Source organism: Singulisphaera acidiphila DSM 18658 (assembly GCF_000242455.2).
GTDB lineage: Bacteria > Planctomycetota > Planctomycetia > Isosphaerales > Isosphaeraceae > Singulisphaera > Singulisphaera acidiphila.
In genome coordinates this window covers 18,911-39,149 of the sequence record NC_019894.1, presented here as the reverse complement: position 1 = coordinate 39,149, position 20,239 = coordinate 18,911, and the positions used below count along the sequence as shown (strand labels likewise).

Genomic DNA, 20,239 nt, shown 5'->3' with positions numbered 1-20,239 from the left:
ACTCGAATGGCTAGTTGCTCCCGACGATCCGGGCGAGTTCCGGCCCGATGTCCACGCCGATGGATGCGGCAATGGCGTTACTCATGGCCAGGATCTCCGGGGTGGTCTTGTGGATCCGCGATTGCGGGTCAGGCAGATCCCCGAGTTGGTAGTTGAACGGCATCAAGAGGTCGCAATCGGCATCGGTTGCGTTGTAGTTGTGCCGGAGGAGGATCGAACCGAGTCGGAACGCGATCTGGTAGAGCGCAAACATTTGGCCGAGACCTCTCAAAACGCCAGACGGATCACCCGTGGCGATCGCCCCCACTTGGCGGCGAATCGCGTCGACGTTGAGGAGGGGCAGGATGTTGTCCACGGCCTCACGGGCGGCGTCGTGGGCAATCTCCTGGTAGCCGGGAATGGCCGTTGGTGGCGGGAAACTCCAGGCTTGGCCATCGGCAAGGGTGATCCATGTTCCCTCGAGCCACTCAGGCCGGCGGGAAAGGATTTCGGCTGACTGGGGTAAGCGGTTCATCTGCCCATCCATTTTTGAACAGCCTGGTCGGTCAAACGGCGGTTATATCGGCACTCGGCACGGGGTGGGGGTTCGATGTCCGCGTTAGCTGGTATAGTCCGGTACGCTGACGAAGGCTTGCTCTCAATCGCATCGTTCTCGGAGAAACCCGAGGGCTTGCTCGACCACCTCGTCTGCGGTCTCACCATCGGTCCACGGCAGGTCGTAATCGACCCAGGCGTCAGTCTCGATGAGCCCTTGGTTGCCGTGAGCTGCTTGCAACTTGACTTTAGCCTGCATGCACGAACGAGTTTTGTAGCGTCCAGCCTGAAGATCGTGAAACGCCTCGATTCTGATGAACTCTGGCTCGCCCTGGATGCTGACGACCACTTCGACGGTCTTCTCGACCACATAGAGTTCTCTGCAAAAATCGAGGTGCTCGAGGTTCGGCATGACCGGCTCCGGTGGTTCCGGGGATAGATTCTAATCGGACATTTCTCAGATTATCACAAACAATATGCGCGATCGGGTTTGCCACCCTGCTAAATTGGTCCGGGCCTTCCACTGTTCTGAGATCCGCCAGCCGAAGCACCGGGCCCGACGGACGCCACTCAAGGGGGAAAGCAGGGGGCGTAAGATCGGACTCCCCGACGGCGTCCACGATCGGCTCTGGCAAGAGGCTCGGCGGAAGAAGATCATCGTCTCGTCGCTGGCGACGGATATCCTCAACAAGAACCTCCCTCGGTTTAAGATCGAGCAGGAGGGGTAGATTTTCGCCAATTGGCCAACTTCTGATCATTTTAATATGTTCTAAATCCACGGCCTTTGGCCGTGCGACCCGAAGAGCTTCGAGCGATCCGGTGTGCATTCCTAGCATTCCGTATGTCACCCTCGGGATCGGTCTGAAAGACTCCGAGCGAGGGGCTGCGGTCGACACGAGGGGGACCGTGAGCAGTGTATTGCGAGTCTGACATCCACACCCCCAACGGGGGCTACCTCACGTAGACGCCCCCCTCGGGGGGCCTTCCTAATACCACGTCCTTTGGGCGTGGTTGATTATTCAGAAGCCTGGTGCGTCCCTGTGGTGCGAGACTTCTGGACGATTTGTCCGAAGGTTCAGGGCAAGGGCGGTACCTAATTTCGAAACAATAGAGCGAGGGGGGCATCGATGGCCCCCTCGCTCTCTCGCAAGTCAATGACTTCCGGTTTTCGATTCCAATGAGACTGGTATCAAGGGCATCTGTTATCACTGGCCCATCTCACGCCGCCGTGTTCAAGTTTATTGTGCGCGACAGCAGCAGCTCGACACTCGGCTGTTGTTTTCTTGTCCTGACACGAAAATCCGTCCAAGTACCCGTGTTTACTGCAAATAACAGAACAGTATCCGGCCGCGGCCACCTGGGTCGGAGGCTTCGTGCTGCTATGCTCCTCATGAGTGCCTTTAGAAGTGTAACGGTAGCACAACGTCACAGGCTCACCGTTGTGATGAGTACGATCATGGTGAGGCCCGAATTCGGAGCACGCGTACGCGTTGCCTTTGCGGGCGATATAGATCTTGCAGATGGGGCAATAGACATCGTAGTAGGTCGTCATCGCCGTTTCCGTCACGGTGACTGCCTTCAACGAGGCCTGACCCACCGGACCAACTTCACTGACGATGATAGCCTGCGTAGGTGCCTTCGCACCGTTTGAGGAGTCGTGTCCGGCAGTCCCCGATTTGGTGGCGCCTGACACGCAGATCAGGGAAGCGGCCGCGACGAAAATTCCACCGGTAAGAATAGCCGGGCGAAGCTTGTTCAACATGAGGTGCCCTTTCAGGTTGCGGCAGAGGAAGTGGAACATGATGAAGCCATCCTTGGCCGTGGGACGATCGGGACCTGGAGAGGGCTCTCCGGCCGGAACAGGGGCGCCGAATCGTGAGATTCGGCGCGTACCGGGAACAAGGGCCTAGAAAAGGCCTTTCACTGTGTCTCTAAGCAGAGGGCGTAGAGGTAGCGGGGGCAGAGCGGGGCGCTCGCCGTCAGAGATCAAGGTTCGGTCCAGTTGTCACTAGGAGCTTCTGGGTTTTCCTACAAACCAGCCGCAGAGGCCGCTGAAGGTCTCACCGAGCAAGGTCTCCACCAAAGCCTTCCGCGCCTCACGACAAACCCGAGACTGGAGTTCAGAGACATCCCCATTGGGATCCCACTTCAGAGCTTCTTGGTATTCCTCGAGCACCTCGGACAACGCCAGGCCCAGGTTAATCCGGTAGGACTTCGGAACGAACTTGTCATAGCTAAGGATGGTTTCACACAACTGCTCAAACTTCTCGGCAACAATAGGTTCATCACCAGATGCAGTCTCATCCATATCCGTAAAATTAGCGGCGATCAGATGGCGGTTTGAGTCCCTGCGATAATATTCATTCTCGGCGATCTGAGAGCCGTTTTCGCCAATCATGTTTGGGTCCTGATCAAGATCCGAATGCGAACAAATTAGTTTGTTTGCTGAATTCTCGGAATCGCTTGAGTTCGCCAAGGCCCGTCGCCGTGATTTTGAAATTCTTCTCGGTCAAGCCGGGGATCGAGCTGCTTCTCTCGCCGAGGTGGCCCTCCACGAGCCCGCAATCCACGAGCCTAGCCATCTGTTGATAGAACGAGCCTGGCGATTTTTTGTAGCCATGTTCGATCAACTTGCGTCGCAATTCGTGACCCTTCATTTCCTGAGTCTCCAGAAAGCCCAGGATAGCCCACATGACTGTCGTCGCGGATAGGAACTCGTACTTCACCGCTTTTCCCCGCTAACGATCGTTTGACTGAGTACAGTGCAGGTGACACTCACAGTGAGGGTCAAGAGAGACTCGAAGAATTTTGAAGAGCGAAGGCACAGAGGCAAAACATGGTCGCGCAAGGCAAGGGCATACAGGGCGCCACAAGGACCTCCCCCCAGCACTACGATTCGCGACATAGTCGCGGTCCCTTATGGATGGGTTGCTCGCCCGGTCGACAGGCAAGGATTCGCCCCCGGATCGGGCGAACGCAACATAATGTTGATTATCGGACGCGAAAATCCGCCGGTTGTTCCATGCGAACACCGCCCGGCTCGCCATGGGCGGCCGGGCCGGCAAGAAGCACCGCAAACCACCGAAAGGTTGACCGATACCGATGCCCGCTACGACCAATCCTGCCCACGCACCGCGGACGTCGGGTTAAGCCCTGCGGTCCGGAAGCTGACTGACAATGAACACCGACCTTCGTCGAGCATCCTCTCGTGAGTGCGCCTTCTGAGAAGAAGAACGCACCCGACCTTGAATCGATTCCGAGATCCGCGCGATACTGCCAGTCCGGCAAAGTCCTCAAGCCGCAAAAGCGATATCGCTCGCGAGGCGGTCGTTCGCCTCCACAAAATCCAAGTACCACCCCTCCTGAGCTTCGAGCCGTCCCAGCAAGTCCTGGAGTTTGGCGCGGTGGAATCGCTTCGCCTGCTCGAAGAACGGTGCTGCCGCGGGCGTGAAGGCCCGTAGCACCTCGGTCACGGCGGAAGCATCGTCCTTTTGAAGGCAGCTCCGCAGCGTATCCGCCGCCGCTCTGTAGCCGCGCCGGATTGCATCGCCGGGAGCCACGTTGCGGAGGAGCTCTGGACGATCGTGGAGCGCCCGCATCGCCAGAGCAAACGCTCGTGGGTCGATCTGCTCCTCGAAGGGCGTGATGACTCCCAGCGCGTCACCTGCGATCGCCGCATGTTGGAGTTTGAGCAACTCGACATGGTCCACCGGGCATCCGCCGATGACAAGGAACTTCCCTGCGAAATCGCGGTTTGCGGCCTCGGTATTGAGTCGGCGGTAGAAGGAGGCAGCATCTTCGTTATGAAACATGCGAACGTGGATAAGTCGCCCTGCTGGGACGCCAATGACGAGACCTTTAAGAAGTTCGATCACCGCCCTTCCGCTTGTCGCCCTTTCCAGCGAAGCGCCTTCATCGGAGGTTCCCTTGTCGATCTCGAACTCGACGAGGGAACGCTCATCGTTCTGAACAACGAATTCGCTCCATAGGTTCCAAGATCCAAGTCGGTCCAGTGCCCAAACGATGTCTTCTTGGGTCGTGAAGTGGATCGGGTTCGTGACTCCCAAATCCTCCAACTCCCCCTTCAATGCCTTCAACCGACCGCCCTGTGGGTCGTCGGTCTCGACCCGATACACACATGGGGCGTTCTCGATCGAGGCGACGCGTTGGAGCGCAAAATCACGGCGGACCCCGATCAGCCTGCGGAGGTGGGCGATGAAAAACCCCGGGTTGTTCGGTGGCGTCGGGTCGATCTGGAGGAGGCGCTCTTTGGCCTGGAAGACCGTTGGACCCTGTCTAAAGTCGACCGATGCGATGAGGCCTTCCTTCATGAGGTTTTCGAGCTTCGAATGCCAGAGAGCCTCGGCGGGCCTGATTTCGAATCCCAGAAATTTTGGGTCGGGGGGCTTTGGAGGGTCGAGCTTGGGTAAGACTGCTTTTTCTCGAGAAAAGCTTTGATCGCGGAATCGACGTCTCGCCGTGTATATTTCGCCATCCGGCAGTAAGTCTTTTCGGATGGGAGTTGGATTGAGGAATCGGCGTGTCGGCATGGCTGGGAACGTCGGGTCGAGGTCCGGCAAAGACCAGGCTCGTTCCTGTGCGTATTGCACCAACTCACGAATCTGGAGTTCGCTGGCCCCATTTTGCCAAGTCCGCAGCCTCTCGTGGATTTCCGGCAAATCATCGCGGACCTGCTCGTAAAAGCGTCGCGATCGTGGAACACCTCTTGCCCCCTCGTCGATGAGTTGCTTCGCCACATTCATGCAGCTCTTTTGGAGCTCCGCTTCAACTGGACGCAACGTCATCGCGTACAGCACGCTCAGCACGAATAACAAGTAATGACATTTCCGTTTATAATCGCCCATGGACCATCTCGAACCCAGCGATTTTGACCTCATCGATAATGCTCCTTGAAAGTCCCAGAAACATAGTTGAACCGACCTTTGAAGGCGTACAGAAATCCCTTAGTGTCCTGTCGGGCGAGGTGAATCGATCGGTCGCCTCGCGATCGATGGAACGCCTCCCACATCGCCTCCGCCGAGGTGGAGGCAATTGGGGGCATATTCGTACCGCCAACGATCTCGAGCGTGGGGGCGACTCGGTCGTACCAAGCACGTGCCGCCCGGCGTCGTAGAAGACCTTGGGTTGTGTCATCGGCCTTGCCCTTCACCGACAGGACATAGGCTGCGGCGAACCGCCCTGCGGCCCGCTCGCCTTCGATCAAATGGGCCCAGATCGCGCGGTTCCGCCGCCGGTCGGCTTCGACGACATCCGAGAGACGAAACCGACTGAAACGGTCGTACTTCGCCCAAGTCGTGACTTGGTCTCGCCAGGCCGAGGGAAGACCAGAGTTCTCGACGAGCTTGACAAGCTCTAACAAGTCTCCGGCTGAGGTAAGCCCGAAAGCTACCTCGTCCCAGTACCCGGGCCACTCTCCATCAATCCTCTTCAACAGAGTGTCAATCACGATGTTGCCGGGTTGGCGGTCGATCAACTGGAACAATCGAGCTTTCATCTCTCGGGCAATGTCGTCAACTTCGTCGGGCCATTCTTCGTAGGCTCGGGCGAATCGTTCGAAGGTCCCTGGTGCATCGTCGCCTGCGAGTGCCTGACGGACCGAGTCCTTGCGGAAGGTGAGAAGGAAATCGCGTTCAGACTTCCAGAACCCCGGAAAGGCTCGCTCTGCCTTGGCAATCAAGGCGTGCGCGGCAGTCGCCCCAGCCTTGTCCGTCTCGGTCGGCATCGCTGCGAGGATGTAGGTTCGCCACGCTTTGAGTTCGAACTTCCTCCCCGCCTCGGCTTGTTCGGGCGTCCAATACGGAACGGCCTGAGAATGTAGATCCTTGGCAGCTTCGACTGACTTGTCCGGATATTCGCTCCGAAGAGCGAACCACTTAAGCCAGGCTGCTCCGAGCGCCACACGGGCCTTCGCGACGTCATCCGAGGCCAAATGCCTCGTCATCTTGGAAAACGAGTGCGAGGCGATAACTAGACGGAGCTCAGTGCGCATGTCAATCGTGTTGATGAAGGCAAAGTACCTGTCCCTCCACAGCCCGATCGACGAATCGAACGGTTCCCGACCGAACTTGGCGCATACACTGTCGAGAGTTTGGAGGGGGCCAGATTCCAATTTTCTGAATGATATTATCCTGTCATTTGCATTTGAATGCAATTTCAACTGCTCATGTGACCACTCGCTAAATTTCTCCTCGATGCGATCGCAGTGGGCGTTCAAAAGGAGTTGCTTAACCCGTTCACGTCGTGAATCTGTCGTTTCCAGGAGGGCATCCGCGTTCGCTAACAACTTCGAAAGTTCCTCCACATCGCCGGACACCTCGGCTTTCCCCACGATCGTTTGGACCTGGAGATCCTTAAGTCGATCATGCAAAGACCACCTGGTAATTCCAAAAAGACTCAACGCCACGACGGCGACAGTTATCAGCGCACGCCCCGTCAATCGCGTATCAATTGACACCCAGCCTATGTCGTGGCCCTCCCGGAGTACGATCAGACCGATGACTCGGAGGCCCAATGTGGCAAGAACGACCCGTACAAGTCCAAGCACCAGGAAGGCGAGGGGCGGCAGCGTCCAGTATGAATCTACCGTGACCGGAACCAAGGTTAGGATCCACAAATACGTTGAAATCGGCATTTCATCGCTAGCCGCGTACTCACAACTTTCGTCGCACCCGCCGTTGAGCGCCCAGCAGACCGCGCCCGCGAGTAGCAATGCGACCATTCCCATAGGACGGTCGATGGAGAGCAGGGTCTCGAAGCTGAGACTCCACGCGTTAGTAAGGAGGGAGACGATGATCGCTACGATCAACAAGCATCCCGTTGAGTCATCGTCTGAAAGTTTTGAGCGGCCGATACCGGCTACGCGGGCGATTATGGACACGATGACGACTTGAATGGTCAGCGAGGCGAACGCCCACAGCGAAGGCGGATTGACAAACGCACTACCATTCCAGAGGATCGCGGATGTCACGCTCAATGGGATCGCGGCGGCCCAAAGGAACCACGTTGCGACGAGGGTGAGAATGATGACCTTGACGCCACTCATGTCGTTTTCCTAGAGGCCATCTTTCGCGTCACGAATCTAGGGGCCACCTCAGAGAAAAGGGGAGGATCTCCTCCATCAAAAGATTGAGGCGAAGCACGTCGATCCACTGGGGTATTCCCTCGTAACGCCTAAGGAACGAATCGTCGGTGAACGGGCCGAAGGCCTTGCGCCATTCCTGGATAGCCTCCGAGGCAAGACCAATCGCCTGCGATAGCATCATGTAGGCGAATCCGACTGACGCCCTTTCCGAAAAGCGTGAATCTCGGGCTTCGTCCCAGAAGCTGAAAAGGTCGTTGGCCGTCAGTCGGCGAATCAGTTGAGAGCCTCGTTCAGGCCGCGTCACTACCTCCGCGGTCGGGCGGTGGAGTGCGAGAAGGTTTTCTCGCGGAGTGACGCCTGGGCTCTGTCCACAGTCGACGACGAACAAAACCCAGCACCCAATCGGGAATTCCGCCGGGTCGATCCGTACCGATTTACTCTCCAGCCGCGCTATACCCCGCTCAACGAGTTCGGGGTGGGTTGGAGATTTCAAGACCGGATGAAGATCCATCTGCCCCGGCGACCACAAACGCGGTTCCTCCCCGAGAATCTTGGAGGCCGACACGGGTGTTCGTTCCCAGCTACCGAAATCTGGGCCACCCACGCCCGCGGCGTATGGCAGCAGAATCAATGAAGGTTGGTCAAGGAACTGTCGAAACACCTCGCCTGGCTCGCCAACGGCACCTTCGAGATAGAGGACAAGGCGCTCTTCCTTCTCCTCGTCAGAGAGCCGCCCTGCCGCTCGCCGTGCCTCCCTATGAGCGACGCACAGCCGCTCGACCGCGACCCAATCCCCGGCCATATGCTTCTCGTCGATCCGTCGCAGTTCGTCATCATTCGCTGCTCTGAGACTCTCTGATAAACTCATAATTCGATCTCACGATTAATTGGCGATACCCAAACTCTCCGCGAGCCTTGCACGAGCCTTGAAAACACGGGTCGGGACCGTCCCGATGTTACACCCAACGATGTCAGCGATGTCCTCATGCTTCAAACCAAACAGATGCAGGAGGAACGTGACTCGGTATTCCACCCCCAAGGCGTCGATCTCGCGAAATACGAGACTGGAGCGTTCGTAGCCGATTAGGTAGTCGGCGGCGTCCGGGGAATGATCCGGCACATGGCTACCGTCCCCGTCAGAGAATTTGTCCTCGGGACGGCGAGAGGCGATCCTGACATATGCAAGCGTCTGGTTTCTAGCGATCCCGTAAAGCCAACGCGGGAAGGTTCCCGTGTTCTCATCAAATTGATTTCGCGATCGCCAGACGGCGAAGAAAGTTTCCTGCGCACAATCGACCGCCATCGATTCGTTCGAAAGGAGACGCATGCAATATGATATTATTTTTGCATGATACCGTTCGAATACGATGCGGAATGCCATCGGGTCGACATCGAACTGTCTTAAAAGTTCCTCATCTGTTTGGCTCGAGTCTGCTCCCATGTCCACCTCCAAGCCCCGGCATCCGATAGTTCGCCCAAAGAAAGTCCCCGCGCGTTGCGATATCGATAGGTTTGCGCGGAGGGGGGATAGGATTCCCGATAAAGTGTCCCCCGACTCGATATTTTTTTCGACACGTCGGGAAGGATCGTCCCTCAGCTGGCTAATGAGATGATGACCGGGCAGGGCAATCGGAAGCGTTGCCCGGAACGAGATGTCGCCCCACGGTACCACCCGCATTGATCCTGGAAGGCAGGTTGCAGCGGTGCAGCCCGCACCCATGAAGGGGAGGCGAATCGCCCGGCCCAAGTTCGTGACACGATCAATGCTCCGTATGCCGTGGTTGGGGTGGGATCGACGCCACTGCAATGAGAGGTCACTTGGCTCGTCAGCGTGTCTCGATTTTATCGTGTGCGAAGTCGGGCCGTCCATAGTGGCGGTGCGACGACCAGTGCCTCTGGATGTAGATCCATCAGCATGATTACTTCTAAATAACAAGAAGATCGCGTTGTTGTGCAACTAAGGAGAAACTGATGCGTATGATGATCAGCATTGTCGGGGTCGGTTTACTGTCGGCCATCGCCGCTCTCTCGCTCGGGTCGTCACCGCCCGAAGGGCCTAAAGGCACCTGCCCTTGCGGCGAGAACTGCCAGTGCGGGCCGGACTGCCCCTGCCGTCACGGTGGCCTCTGTGACGATTCTCGGTGCCCGTGCCATCCTTCTGATGTCAGTCATGACCACGGGAAACACGAGCATGATGAATCCCCGGTCGCTCGGACTTGCCGCGAGAAAAGCTGTCAAGACTACGGACGAACCGTCGCCCTCGACCACATCCACCGGAAGAGCCTATTCTTGTACGTCGACCCGCTCGACGATCCTTGCCGGACACCTCCGAAGCTGTACCCGATCCTCCCTGTCGGTCCTCGTTGAAGTCTCGCCCGGGTCTCGCGCCCGGCGCTCCAAGCCGCCCCACGGAAGGGTCGGCACCACATAGTCAAAATGTGAGTCGGTGTTCATTTTATTTCGAGTCCCTCAGATTCGAGGGCGGAAGGAGTTCTTGAGATGAAGACCAAACTGCTTACCAAGTTTCTGGTCGGCCTGGTGATCGCCATGGCATTGGCTTCCCCCGCGCTAGCGGATGGGGGCGGGGGCGGGGGTGGAGGCGGGTGCTCCTGCGGATGCTCCTGCGGGGGTGGCGGCGCCGGCGGCGGAGCGAAGAAGTAAGTTACGGGCGCATCCCCAGGGCCCGGTTCCACGTCGAAAACTACCTCGCTTACTCCGTTCTCGGCCAGTCGGTCCGGGCGATAGCCAAGGCCACAGGCCGGTCCCATCGACGATCGGCGAGTCGATCCGCCACGGCCGAATTCTCGTCCAGGCCGCGGCGGACCAACGCGGCTTCGCGAACCCGGACCCGCCAGACTGACCCCTCCCCAGGCTCCCATCATGGGAAAGTTTAGCGAAAGGCTGTCTGATATCGCCCGGATGCGGGGAACCTCTACCCGATTGCCGGGCCCCTGCGTCAAGTCCTCTGGGAAGGCAACCGGGAGCGGGCCCTGGGTGGCGAGGAGGCCCAGAGCGTCAAGTTCGCCCCGCTCTCCCCCGCGACCCTCAAGAGCCGCAAAGGGACCGGCCCTCCCCTGGCCCCACGAGGCGCGGCAAGCCGAGTGGTCACAGGGTTCGCCGCCCAGGTCGCAGCGACCGTCTTCCGCCTGTCGTTCATCGGGAGATGGTCCGGCTTGCCCGTTCGGTCCAATCCCGGGAGGGAATGGCGATGTCGGGCCAGCCGTTTCCAAAGAACCAATGCGTGAACTCATGCCCAGGCAACAATATCCGCAGCAGTCGGCTCGGCCGGATCCGGTCCGTCCGTCGGCGGCGTGGCGAATGTACGAGCCTTCCCCGGGCGACCCAGAGAGATCGCGGCGCGATTTCGGCCGACTCTCTTGATCCCGAGGGTTTGCGCATCGGATCGGCCATCCCAAGGCTGAGCGTCCGCCAAGACGTCGCGCAGGCCCTCGGGATCGAGCCAAACCCAGGTCACCCAGGAAGTCTGCGAAACTTCGAGCTTCCAGCATGCCGCGCGGAACCGCGCGGCTTCCGCCTCGTCCCAATCGAGGACGCCGATGGCCTGCATGCATCGCATGAAGGGAGGCAGTTCGCCCCACTGGTCCCGAAGCTTGCGCCTGCTGTCAGAAATCCAGCTCGCGGTACCAATCAGTACCCGCTCGCCGGGCTCATCACCAAGGGAGAAGCGATCACCCCTTGCAGACCTGAGGATGTAGACCGACATCGAAGACTGCCCTCAGCCTGATATGAAATTCTTTGACGATCTTTGCACTCCCAAATTCTATCACGTAGAATGAACCTGACCGCTGCTTGAGCTACCTGAGCCGCCGCGGACCCTGGACGTTCAGCACCCTCATGCAGGGTTGTTCGGACGTTCACGGTCCTTGGCGGCTTTTTTCGTTTTTGAAAGGCATGACATGACCACTGCATCGGCAACGTTGGCGGGAACGGGCGAACTTTTCACCGTCGAAGACATCGCCGGGCAGACCGGCGAGCAGTCATATCGAATCGCTTATTTGATCCGGACCCGGAAGATCAAGCACGTCGGCCAGCTTGGATCCTATCGGCTGTTCGACGCTGCGGGTGTCGAGGCGATCAAGACCGCGCTGGCCCAGCGAGGGAAGGGCCGACCGGCCCGCCAATTTAACGCGGTTGTCAACTGACGCCAGTCCCCGGCTAACGCTCGATCGCCACCAGGAATTAACGTGCTGGCATACGATTCGTCGACACCACTTACTGATCTGCCCGAGGGGATCGTTCAAATCGGGCAAGTCCTGCCCGTCGTCTTCGGTTGGGCGACGATCCACCAGCTCGGGTTAATGTACCGTCTTCGACCTCACGAGGTCAGAGAGGTACTCTTGAGGGACCGTGTTCCGGTCTGGTTCGGCAGATTCGACTGGCTTGTGCTCCAGCTCGAATTTCAGGCAGCTTACGAAGCTTGGCGAGGATTGCCGTTTCGCGGACAAACCGATTTGGTAGACTCTTCCTTGCGAGCGCAAAGGAAAAGGCTCGGGGGTAACGAGCCCGAGCCTTTTCCGGAAGCAGTTCGCGTCGACGTCGGTTTCGACTCTGATAGAGGTTCCCGCCTCAGTCAGAACCTCGCCCGCCGTCTGGAAAACACTCGCATCACCGAGGTGCTTTCGTGACCCAAATATACGGCGCTGCGCGCCCGTCGTCTAGCCAAAATGGCCATGCAGTCGATTCGATCGATCCGATCGGCCTGGTTCTCGCCGGGCTCAACCGAGCCGGATGCGACCCAAAGGTAACTGGGTCCGGCAAATGGGAAGCCCGATGCCCCGTTCATGAGGGCAATCGACGCAACCTCTCGATCGCCGAGGGAAGCGACGGCACCGTCCTGCTGCATTGCCACCACATCGACGCACATGGCATGTCCTGCTCCTCAAACGCCATCGTCGAAAGACTAGGGCTGACGCTCGGGGACCTCTTTCGCAAACTGCCAGGGGCGAGCTCGAAAACCGGGAAACCTCCCACGAAAGCTAAGCCGGCCAAAAAGCCGCACAAAACACCGGCCGGCGCCATCTGGTACTGGACCGACAAGTACGGTCCGTTCAGCCAATGCTGGTTCTACCACGACGCCAAAGGTCACGAGGCTGCCCGCGTTTTTCGGTTCGATTACCCTGCGCCGACCGCCGAGAATCCGCTCGCGAAGGGCAAAACCTACGTCCCTGTCCATCCCGACGCTGACGGGTGGCGGGCGGGCGATCCTCCCGGCCTATGGCCGCTCTACAAGCTGCCTCATCTCGTCGAGGCAAAACGAGTATTCCTGGTTGAAGGCGAAAAATGCGCCGACCTGGTTTGCGAACTCGACGAACTGGCGGGAACGACCTCGGCCCACGGCGCCAAGTCGACGAGAAAGACCGACTGGTCTCCCCTGGCCGGCAAAGAGGTGGTGATCCTCCCTGACAAGGACGAGGCGGGCGAAGGCTACACGACGAACGTTCTCCGTGAGCTGGCCAAGCTCAATCCTCGGCCGACGGTCCGCAAGGTCATACTCCCCGGCCTAGCAGACCCAGGCGACGACATCGAACAATGGCTCCTGCTCAAGAACGGCACTTCCTTCGCGATCGCCGCGGAGCTCATGGAGTTGGCCGAGGCGGCACCCGTCATCGACTTCGACGCCAAGGCTCCACCGGAGAAGCTCCAGGCGGAACCGGTTCGCGTCGAAGATGAATCGCCAATCCACCGGACCGACCTTGGCAATGCCCAACGGCTCATCAAGCGTTTCGGGGATTTCATCCGGTTCTGTCCAACATGGGGCAAATGGCTGGTCTGGGACGGGAAGCGGTGGCGGGAAGACGAGACCGGGGAGATTTTCCGGCTCGCCAAGCGAACGGTGCGATCGATCGGCGCCGAGGCGGCGGAAGTGGAGGCAGACGGCGAAAGGAAGGCCCTGCTCGCGTGGGCACTCCAATCGGAGTCGCAAAAGCGGATCCAGGCGATGATCGGTCTGAGTTGGAGCGAAGCCGGCGTTCCCGTCGAGCCGTCCCAGTTGAACCGCGACCCTTGGCTTTTGAACGTCGAGAATGGGACGCTCGACCTGAGAACCGGGACGCTTCGACCGCACCAGCAAGCCGACCTGATTTCAAAATTGGCTCCAGTCGCTTTCGACCCCGCCGCGACGTGCAAACGGTGGGAGGCCTTCCTCGCCCGGATTTTCGATGGAAACGCGGACCTCGTCGCGTTTATGCAGCGGGCGCTCGGTTACGCGATCTCCGGAGTGGTCTCAGAGCATGCCCTTTTCTTCCTCTACGGCACCGGCCGAAACGGCAAGAGCACGTTCCTGAACATCATTCTCGGCATCCTCGGCGACTATGCAACGACCATCGATTCCAGCCTGCTGACAGTCAAGCGGGGCGACGACCACCCCACGGGATTGACCGACTTGGACGGCCGCCGCTTTGTCCCGACTTCCGAGGTCGAAGACGGCCGTCAGATGGCCGAGGCCCTGGTCAAGAAGCTGACGGGGGGCGAGCGGATCAAGGCCAGACGAATGCGGGAGAATTTCTACGAGTTTGAGCCAACGCACAAGATTTTCCTGGCCGCGAACCACAAACCCGAGATCCGCGGTACCGACGAAGGCATCTGGTCACGTATCAAGCTCCTCCCCTTCGACGTGTACATTCGGCCCGAAGAGCGAACGAAGGACCTTGATAAGATTTTAATCGCCGAGGAGGGCCCCGGTATCCTCGCCTGGCTCGTCAAAGGGTGCCTCGAATGGCAGCGGATCGGGCTCGCGGATCCGGCCGCCATCGTGAAGGCGACCGAAGGTTATCGGGCTGAAATGGACCACATCGGCGACTACCTCGGAGAGCGGTGCGACTGCCCGGAGCCCAAGCATCTGAGGGAGGCATCCCGAACCCTGGCCAGTACCCTGTTTCACGATTACCTGGAGTGGGCCAAGGGCAACGGTGTCGAGCCGCTCGACCAGAGAAAGTTCGGGTCCGAGATGACGAAACGAGGATTCAAGAGCGACAAGTCGAACGGAAAGTGTTGGAGATACGGACTTTCCGTAAAACCGAAGGAGGACGCCAAATCCGATGTCAGCGGACTTTTCTGAAAGTACCCTCCCAGGCTCCTCGAAATCCCCAATTCCCGAGGGTACTAGACACAAGGCGTTACAAAATGAGGGATTGCGGTGAGGCCAGTACCCTAGTACCTGGATTTGCGCTATAAGCGGCTTGTCTCTGAGGGTTGTGAAGAGATACCGCACTGTGGGCTCTGAGGGTACTGAGGGTACTGGAAAGGTACTGGGGATCAACCTGGTTTAACTATGGGTGGCCCCCTCTTTTTTTGGGCTTGTTTGATCGAGTTGTGTTCAAGATTTCAGATTCACGCAATCGGAGAACAAAGCATGACTACCAATGCTGACTGCGAACCGATTCCTTCCGACCGCGAGGGACAACTCCGCCGGTCCAAGATCGCGTTCACGGCATGGGCCGACGCGATGATTCGACGCGACTTCGTCGAAGCCGGCCGACAGATCAAGCTCTTGAGGCTCTGCCGGGTCTCAGTCTGCCCGCTTCAGCAGAGGGCGGCCACGTAAACCCGCGACAGTCGATCGAGGTGCCACCGACCGCCCTGAGGCTTCCTATGGCAGAACTGTGCTCACTCCCGACGAGGGTTGCCACTTCCGGATCGCCAAGGAACCCAAGGATGCGGTGGCCCCACCAAGCTGCCCAGGGGAGTTGATTCGCCGCGCGGGTTCATCTTCCCCATGCGGCGGCGCCCTGGGGTCCTTTGGTGACAAGCGGTGCAATCGAAATTCTGTAGGACAACATCATGGGGTGGAAAATAAGACGTAACGGGCGAAGATACTACTACGTGTCAACACGTGTGGGCAACCAAGTAATCTCCCGGTACGAAGGCGATGGGCTTCTCGGCCAGATGGTCGCCGAGCTCGAGCGGCTCGCGCGAGCCAAGCGAGAAGAAGAACGTTGGGCCGATCGGCTGATGGCTGAGGCATTCGCAGCGGACGAACGCCAGCTTGCAGACTACCACCGGTCAGTGGAATTGATCTTCCGGGCGAGCATGGAAAACGCCGGGTATCACCGGCACTCAAGGGGAGAGTGGAGGATGGGGAGACCAAAGAAGACCGAACTGAAAACGACCGCCGCCGCGCCTGTCCCTGCGAAGGACCCGCGGGACTTCACGCACAAGGAAATGGTGGACATCGTCCATCGCGCCGGAAAAAACGACAAAACCGTTTTGCCTGAGCTCAGGAAACTTCTCGACAGCAGTTGGCGGGAGATCATCCTCGACTTCGCTGGCGACCCGGCGACGATCCTGAGCAACAGGTACAGGAACCGATTCGTCGGGTCTGACGGCGGCCTTGCGATGTCGCACGCGATGGAGGCCCGCCTCGAGCAATTAGCAAAGAGCTTGACCCCACCCGACGCAACGCCGCTTGAGAAACTGCTTGTCTCGCGAGTAGTCACGTGCTGGATGGCAGTCCATGAGGCGGAATACCTCGAGACCAATGGGCTGAGTCAGAACACTCCCCGTGCCTGCGAAATCCTGATGCGCCGCGTCGAGCGGGCCCACAACCGGTTCCTATCCTCCGTCAAGGCGCTCGCCACGGTCCGCAAACTCTCGGCGGTGCCGACCACCGTCAGCATGAGCAGAACCGAGACGGTGACCGTCGAGACGGTCTGACGACCACCGAACCACGAAAGGCCGACGACCCATGACTCTGGCATCCACCCTTCTCATCAACGGCATCAAGTCCGATGGCCTGAACCCCGAGGCAGCGAAGACACTCGGTGACTTCCTGGCCGCAAACCCCGCGCTCGCCCCTGATGGCCGCCGGCTGTTCGCCCCGGCGCGTCGCCTTTCCTGGATGGATCTGCCCACGGGCACGTCGATCCGGACGGCCCCCAACGGCAAACGGTTCCGAGTCACCATTGAACCCCTGGACTGAGGCCCCCATGCTCGACGAGAAGTTTCTCCGCAAACCCGAGTTCACCGCAGGCTCCACGGTGAAGCTCGGCGATGGCCAGCTCTGGACGTTCCCCAAGCCCTACCTGCGAATGAGCCTTGCCCGCAACGTGGACGGGAAACTCTCGCCGGTCGCAGAGTACACCTACGGCTCCGACTACGCGGATGCCCTGGACAGCTGGATCGAGACCGAGGACTCCCACGAGCGCCTTGGAAAGATGCTTGTCCTGGCCGGCAACCTGCTCTTGCAGAATTACGACCTCGACGAGCGGTCTCTTCGTCGCCTCATCTCGATCGACGAACACACGGATCCCGAGATGTGGCCAGCGATCAACGAAGTCCTGCTGGGGCGATCCAGCCCAAAAGCTTCGGCCGTTGGCTCCGAGTGAGCCTCCTCGCCAACGGCTTGAACCCTGATGGCATGCTCTTCGAGGACGCCGTCGACGCAGTCGGCATCCTCGAGATGACCAAGCGGACCGTCCCCCGCAATGAATGGGTCGACCTGTTTGCCGCCCAGGCCGAAGACTCCAAGCTCGACGGCTTCTTTTGAAAGGCAGCCTCGTGGATAAAGACCTTGTCATTAAACTGAAACTGGATAGGTCGTCAGCTGAGGCCTCGGCTGAGAAGTTCACCGATACCCAGCTAAAGCAGATCAAGAAGCTTCTCGGCGAGCACGAGGCGGCCGAGAAGCGGAAGGCTGTGGCTACTCAGCAATCGAGCGATGCCCAGACCAAGGCAACCGGCCAGGCCCGCGATGAGCTCGGCCGGTTCACCAAGCAGGCCGATCAGGCAGGCAAGTCGGTTACCAGCAGCTTCTCCGGCCTGGGCATCCAGATGGCGATTGCTCAGGCCGGAACTCAAAAGCTCATGGAACTGATGGGGGGGCTGGCCCAGGCGATTGACAAGGCCGCCGCCGCGCGGAAGCGAATGGCCCAGGCATTCGGGGAGTCCCGCGACAACCTCGCCGAACTGGCCATGGTGATGGGCGAGAAGGCCGACGACAAATTCACGCTAAATAGTTCCCTGCCAAAGGGAAAGTAGCCCTGCCCCTATAATTCATGCAGAGGACTGCACCGACGACTCAACACGGACGAACATTAACGACGCCCATGCTCTCCCTTTCGACGACTCAGCGCGACGAACTCTTGGCGATCTACCGCAAGGATTCTGATCCCGAACTCCGCTTTCGCGCCCACATTATCCTCCTGTTGGCTGACGGCCATCCCTGGGACAACATCGAGTCCATGCTCTTCTGCAGCTCACGCACTGTCGACCGCTGGCTGAAGCGGTTCCAGGCCGAGGGCCTCGAAGGGTTGACTGGGAGGAAACGGGGCCGGCCCTTTCGGCTGGGCTTCGGCTGGGTCGCCATCCTCGTGAACTGGGTGACCACCACGACCCCCAGCGACTTCGGTTTCCTCCGCAGTCGCTGGTCGTGTGTGTTGTTGGCCCTGCTCTTGCGAGAAAGAGAAGGCGTTCGCGTCAGCCGGGAGACCGTCCGTCGCTGGCTCCATCGCGGCCACCTGGTGTACCGGCGACCCCGGCCGACCCTGAAGCCGGACGAAGACGAGAGGCAGGTCAAGCTGGCTGAACTGCGGAAGCTCCTGGAAGAGCTGCCCGAGGACGAGACGGCCGTCTGGCAGGACGAAGTCGAGGTTCACACCAACCCAAAGATCGGCCGGATGTGGATGTTCAAAGGCCGACAAGCGAAGGTCGAGACCCCCGGGACGAACAAGAAGCGGCACATCTCCGGCTCAATCCACTGGCGGACCGGCCAGGTGTTCGTCACCGAGGCGGCCCCCAAGCAAGGGCGCGACGGAGCGTTGTTCATCAAGCACCTCGACGACCTGCGCCGCAGGCTGCGACGCTACCGCAAGATCCACGTGATCTGCGACAACGCGGGGAGCCACACCAGCCTGGAGGTGATCCAGTACCTCTGGAAGCACGAGGGTCGAATCGAAGTCCATCTGCTCCCCGCATACTCCCCGGACCTGAACCCGATCGAGCGGGTATGGTGGCATTTGCACGAGAACATCACCCGGAATCATCGGTGCAAGGATCTGGAGGAATTATTGGATCGAGTCTTCACCTGGCTGGGACAGGCAAACCCTTTCCAGATCGAGGGTTCGGCTTACCCAAAAGCCAGGGCCGCCTGATCTACTTTCCCATTTGAAAGTTTCTATTTAGACATCGCGAAGTTCAATCGCGAGGCGATGATGAAACCCGCCGAGGGGCAAGCGTTTTTGACTGAGCTGTACAACTCTGGTGCCCAATTCAAGGGCGTGAATATCGGCGATAAGGAATTCGACCAGTACTCTAAGCAGCTCGCACAACTCGCCATCGCCAAGGGCATGAGCCCGGCCGAGACGGGGAACCTTGGAGGGACCGTCCTCGGCCTTCAGGACTTCTCGAAGTTCGGTGACAATGCCTCTGAGAAGGCCCTCGGGAAAGCTAACAGTGCGGTGTCGATCATGGGTCGCGGCAAGGGCCGGAACGCCACGTTGCTCAGTCAGTTCAGCATGCTTTCAAGTTCGGCTATGAACGAAGACGAAATGAAAGGCGTCTTCACTGACTCGGATGAGGTTGCCACCGTCATCTCAGTCATGGCCGAGAAGCATGACGCCCAGGCGGCCGAGCTTGCGAAGATGGCAATCCGTGGTCTTCGCGGGTTCGACAAGGAGCAGGGCGATCTTCTGAAGAAAGCCGGTATCACCGCCCAGACGAAATTCGTTGACGCTATCAAACAGCTGGCCCCCGTCGTCGAGAAGGAGGCGAAGGAGCGGAACGTCAAGGTCGAGGATGTCCTGGCCAGCCACTTCACAGAGCACGGTGCGGTTGACGCCTTGGGTGTGGCGATCAACAAGGGCGTCAGTGGCGGTGTTTTCGCCGACCGTGAAGCGTTCGCCAAGACGGTCCAAGGCCCAGAGCCGGCCCTCAAGGACATCGAGGATCTAATGGCAAGTCCTCGAGGCGTCATGCGCCAGGCGGAAGCCGACATGGTTCTCGCCAGCCTCGAGCGCGGACAGGAGAACGATTCCTTCGAGATCGTTCGCCGCCAGGCGGCCGCCAAGTTGATGCGAGACAAGCAGCTCGACACGACCGAAAAGAATCTCGACGACTTCATCGTCAACAAGGCATCGTTCGGGATGCTCGGCGACGCAACGCAACGTCGGATCGACCAGCAGGCCCTGAAAACCATCATCGACCGCGCACCAGCGGGGGCCCTGAGCCAGGATGACGTCAAGGGTCGGCTTATGATCACTCCGGAGCAGGTCGAGGGGTACGGCGCGGACCTGATGGAGAAGATCCGCAAAGCCAAAGGCGACCCGCTCCGCGACGTGGGCCGGCCGAACCTACCTCAAGACATGGTGCCACTGACCGCACCGATCGAGGGGGCGTGGAACGACCCGGCCGGACAGCTGGGGGGCGGACAAATCGCTTCGTTCGGCTGGCAGAGCGCCCTGACCGCGAGCGTCGTGGGAGCGGTGCCGGCGGATCAGCCAAAGGCGTCGGCATCGGCTGCGACTGAAGGCAGAGCAGAGTCAATCCTGACAGCGATGCTTGAAGAACTGAGGAAGATGAACGAGGCAAATTCGAAGGGCAGGGAGATCCGGCCGATCCAGGCTCGACCGTATGTCCAGACCCGATGAC

At 59.3% G+C, this 20,239-nt stretch carries 22 protein-coding genes; 12 read left to right on the top strand and 10 right to left on the bottom strand.

Annotation, left to right across the window (positions count from 1 at the left end):
- Positions 1–10: 10 nt before the first annotated feature.
- Together SINAC_RS37525 and SINAC_RS37520 are read right to left on the bottom strand one after the other, a co-directional pair.
- The gene (locus SINAC_RS37525) at positions 11–514 is read right to left on the bottom strand and encodes a hypothetical protein (protein WP_020467737.1); all 504 of its coding nucleotides are present in this window, start codon (positions 512–514) and stop codon (positions 11–13) included.
- Between the two features lie 123 nt (positions 515–637).
- Positions 638–946: a hypothetical protein gene (locus SINAC_RS37520; protein ID WP_015250743.1), complete on the bottom strand. Its 309-nt coding sequence runs from the start codon at positions 944–946 to the stop codon at positions 638–640.
- A gap of 64 nt (positions 947–1,010) precedes the next feature.
- On the opposite strand from SINAC_RS37520, the gene SINAC_RS37515 reads away from it, so the two are divergent.
- Entirely contained in the window at positions 1,011–1,262 is a 252-nt protein-coding gene (locus SINAC_RS37515) for a hypothetical protein (protein WP_015250742.1), read from the top strand.
- 461 nt (positions 1,263–1,723) lie between these two features.
- On the opposite strand, the gene SINAC_RS37510 is transcribed toward SINAC_RS37515, so the two are convergent.
- From SINAC_RS37510 to SINAC_RS37480, 7 genes are all read right to left on the bottom strand, one after another.
- Entirely contained in the window at positions 1,724–2,335 is a 612-nt protein-coding gene (locus tag SINAC_RS37510) for a hypothetical protein (protein WP_015250741.1), read from the bottom strand.
- Positions 2,336–2,542: 207 nt separating this feature from the next.
- Positions 2,543–2,932 (bottom strand): hypothetical protein, encoded by a 390-nt coding sequence (locus SINAC_RS37505; protein ID WP_015250740.1) that lies wholly within the window; start codon positions 2,930–2,932, stop codon positions 2,543–2,545.
- 13 nt (positions 2,933–2,945) lie between these two features.
- The gene (locus SINAC_RS37500; protein WP_015250739.1) at positions 2,946–3,260 is read right to left on the bottom strand and encodes a PadR family transcriptional regulator; all 315 of its coding nucleotides are present in this window, start codon (positions 3,258–3,260) and stop codon (positions 2,946–2,948) included.
- A gap of 567 nt (positions 3,261–3,827) precedes the next feature.
- A complete protein-coding gene (locus SINAC_RS40450; protein WP_154673955.1) occupies positions 3,828–4,865 on the bottom strand; it encodes a hypothetical protein in 1,038 nt (345 codons plus the stop codon).
- Between the two features lie 563 nt (positions 4,866–5,428).
- Entirely contained in the window at positions 5,429–7,597 is a 2,169-nt protein-coding gene (locus SINAC_RS37490; protein ID WP_015250737.1) for a hypothetical protein, read from the bottom strand.
- Positions 7,598–7,625: 28 nt separating this feature from the next.
- Positions 7,626–8,438 carry a hypothetical protein gene (locus SINAC_RS37485; protein ID WP_237722945.1) on the bottom strand — a complete coding sequence of 271 codons (813 nt, stop codon included), beginning with the start codon at positions 8,436–8,438 and terminating at the stop codon, positions 7,626–7,628.
- Positions 8,439–8,519: 81 nt separating this feature from the next.
- Complete coding sequence (locus tag SINAC_RS37480) at positions 8,520–9,077, bottom strand: RNA polymerase sigma factor (RefSeq protein ID WP_015250735.1); 558 nt, start codon at positions 9,075–9,077, stop codon at positions 8,520–8,522.
- A gap of 1,058 nt (positions 9,078–10,135) precedes the next feature.
- On the opposite strand from SINAC_RS37480, the gene SINAC_RS40765 reads away from it, so the two are divergent.
- Entirely contained in the window at positions 10,136–10,297 is a 162-nt protein-coding gene (locus SINAC_RS40765) for a hypothetical protein (RefSeq protein WP_015250733.1), read from the top strand.
- 586 nt (positions 10,298–10,883) lie between these two features.
- Here the strand turns inward: SINAC_RS40765 and SINAC_RS37470 are convergent.
- A complete protein-coding gene (locus tag SINAC_RS37470; RefSeq protein ID WP_015250732.1) occupies positions 10,884–11,360 on the bottom strand; it encodes a hypothetical protein in 477 nt (158 codons plus the stop codon).
- Positions 11,361–11,553: 193 nt separating this feature from the next.
- On the opposite strand from SINAC_RS37470, the gene SINAC_RS37465 reads away from it, so the two are divergent.
- The 10 genes from SINAC_RS37465 to SINAC_RS37420 all read left to right on the top strand — a co-directional run bounded on the left by SINAC_RS37465 (position 11,554) and on the right by SINAC_RS37420 (position 20,238).
- Complete coding sequence (locus SINAC_RS37465; RefSeq protein WP_015250731.1) at positions 11,554–11,799, top strand: hypothetical protein; 246 nt, start codon at positions 11,554–11,556, stop codon at positions 11,797–11,799.
- A gap of 725 nt (positions 11,800–12,524) precedes the next feature.
- Positions 12,525–14,714: a phage/plasmid primase, P4 family gene (locus tag SINAC_RS37455; protein WP_237722946.1), complete on the top strand. Its 2,190-nt coding sequence runs from the start codon at positions 12,525–12,527 to the stop codon at positions 14,712–14,714.
- 294 nt (positions 14,715–15,008) lie between these two features.
- Positions 15,009–15,200, top strand: coding sequence for a hypothetical protein (locus tag SINAC_RS37450; RefSeq protein ID WP_015250728.1), 192 nt, complete (start codon positions 15,009–15,011; stop codon positions 15,198–15,200).
- A 278-nt stretch (positions 15,201–15,478) separates the two neighbouring features.
- Positions 15,479–16,309 (top strand): hypothetical protein, encoded by an 831-nt coding sequence (locus tag SINAC_RS37445; protein WP_154673957.1) that lies wholly within the window; start codon positions 15,479–15,481, stop codon positions 16,307–16,309.
- Positions 16,310–16,340: 31 nt separating this feature from the next.
- A complete protein-coding gene (locus SINAC_RS37440) occupies positions 16,341–16,574 on the top strand; it encodes a hypothetical protein (protein ID WP_015250726.1) in 234 nt (77 codons plus the stop codon).
- Positions 16,575–16,581: 7 nt separating this feature from the next.
- Positions 16,582–16,980 carry a hypothetical protein gene (locus tag SINAC_RS37435; protein ID WP_020467731.1) on the top strand — a complete coding sequence of 133 codons (399 nt, stop codon included), beginning with the start codon at positions 16,582–16,584 and terminating at the stop codon, positions 16,978–16,980.
- Positions 16,977–17,141, top strand: coding sequence for a hypothetical protein (locus SINAC_RS40760; RefSeq protein ID WP_015250725.1), 165 nt, complete (start codon positions 16,977–16,979; stop codon positions 17,139–17,141). The genes SINAC_RS37435 and SINAC_RS40760 overlap by 4 nt, the downstream gene beginning before the upstream one ends.
- A gap of 11 nt (positions 17,142–17,152) precedes the next feature.
- Entirely contained in the window at positions 17,153–17,632 is a 480-nt protein-coding gene (locus SINAC_RS37430; RefSeq protein ID WP_015250724.1) for a hypothetical protein, read from the top strand.
- 68 nt (positions 17,633–17,700) lie between these two features.
- Positions 17,701–18,744, top strand: coding sequence for an IS630 family transposase (locus tag SINAC_RS37425; RefSeq protein ID WP_015244135.1), 1,044 nt, complete (start codon positions 17,701–17,703; stop codon positions 18,742–18,744).
- Between the two features lie 57 nt (positions 18,745–18,801).
- Positions 18,802–20,238 carry a hypothetical protein gene (locus SINAC_RS37420; RefSeq protein ID WP_237722948.1) on the top strand — a complete coding sequence of 479 codons (1,437 nt, stop codon included), beginning with the start codon at positions 18,802–18,804 and terminating at the stop codon, positions 20,236–20,238.
- Position 20,239: the final 1 nt, after the last annotated feature.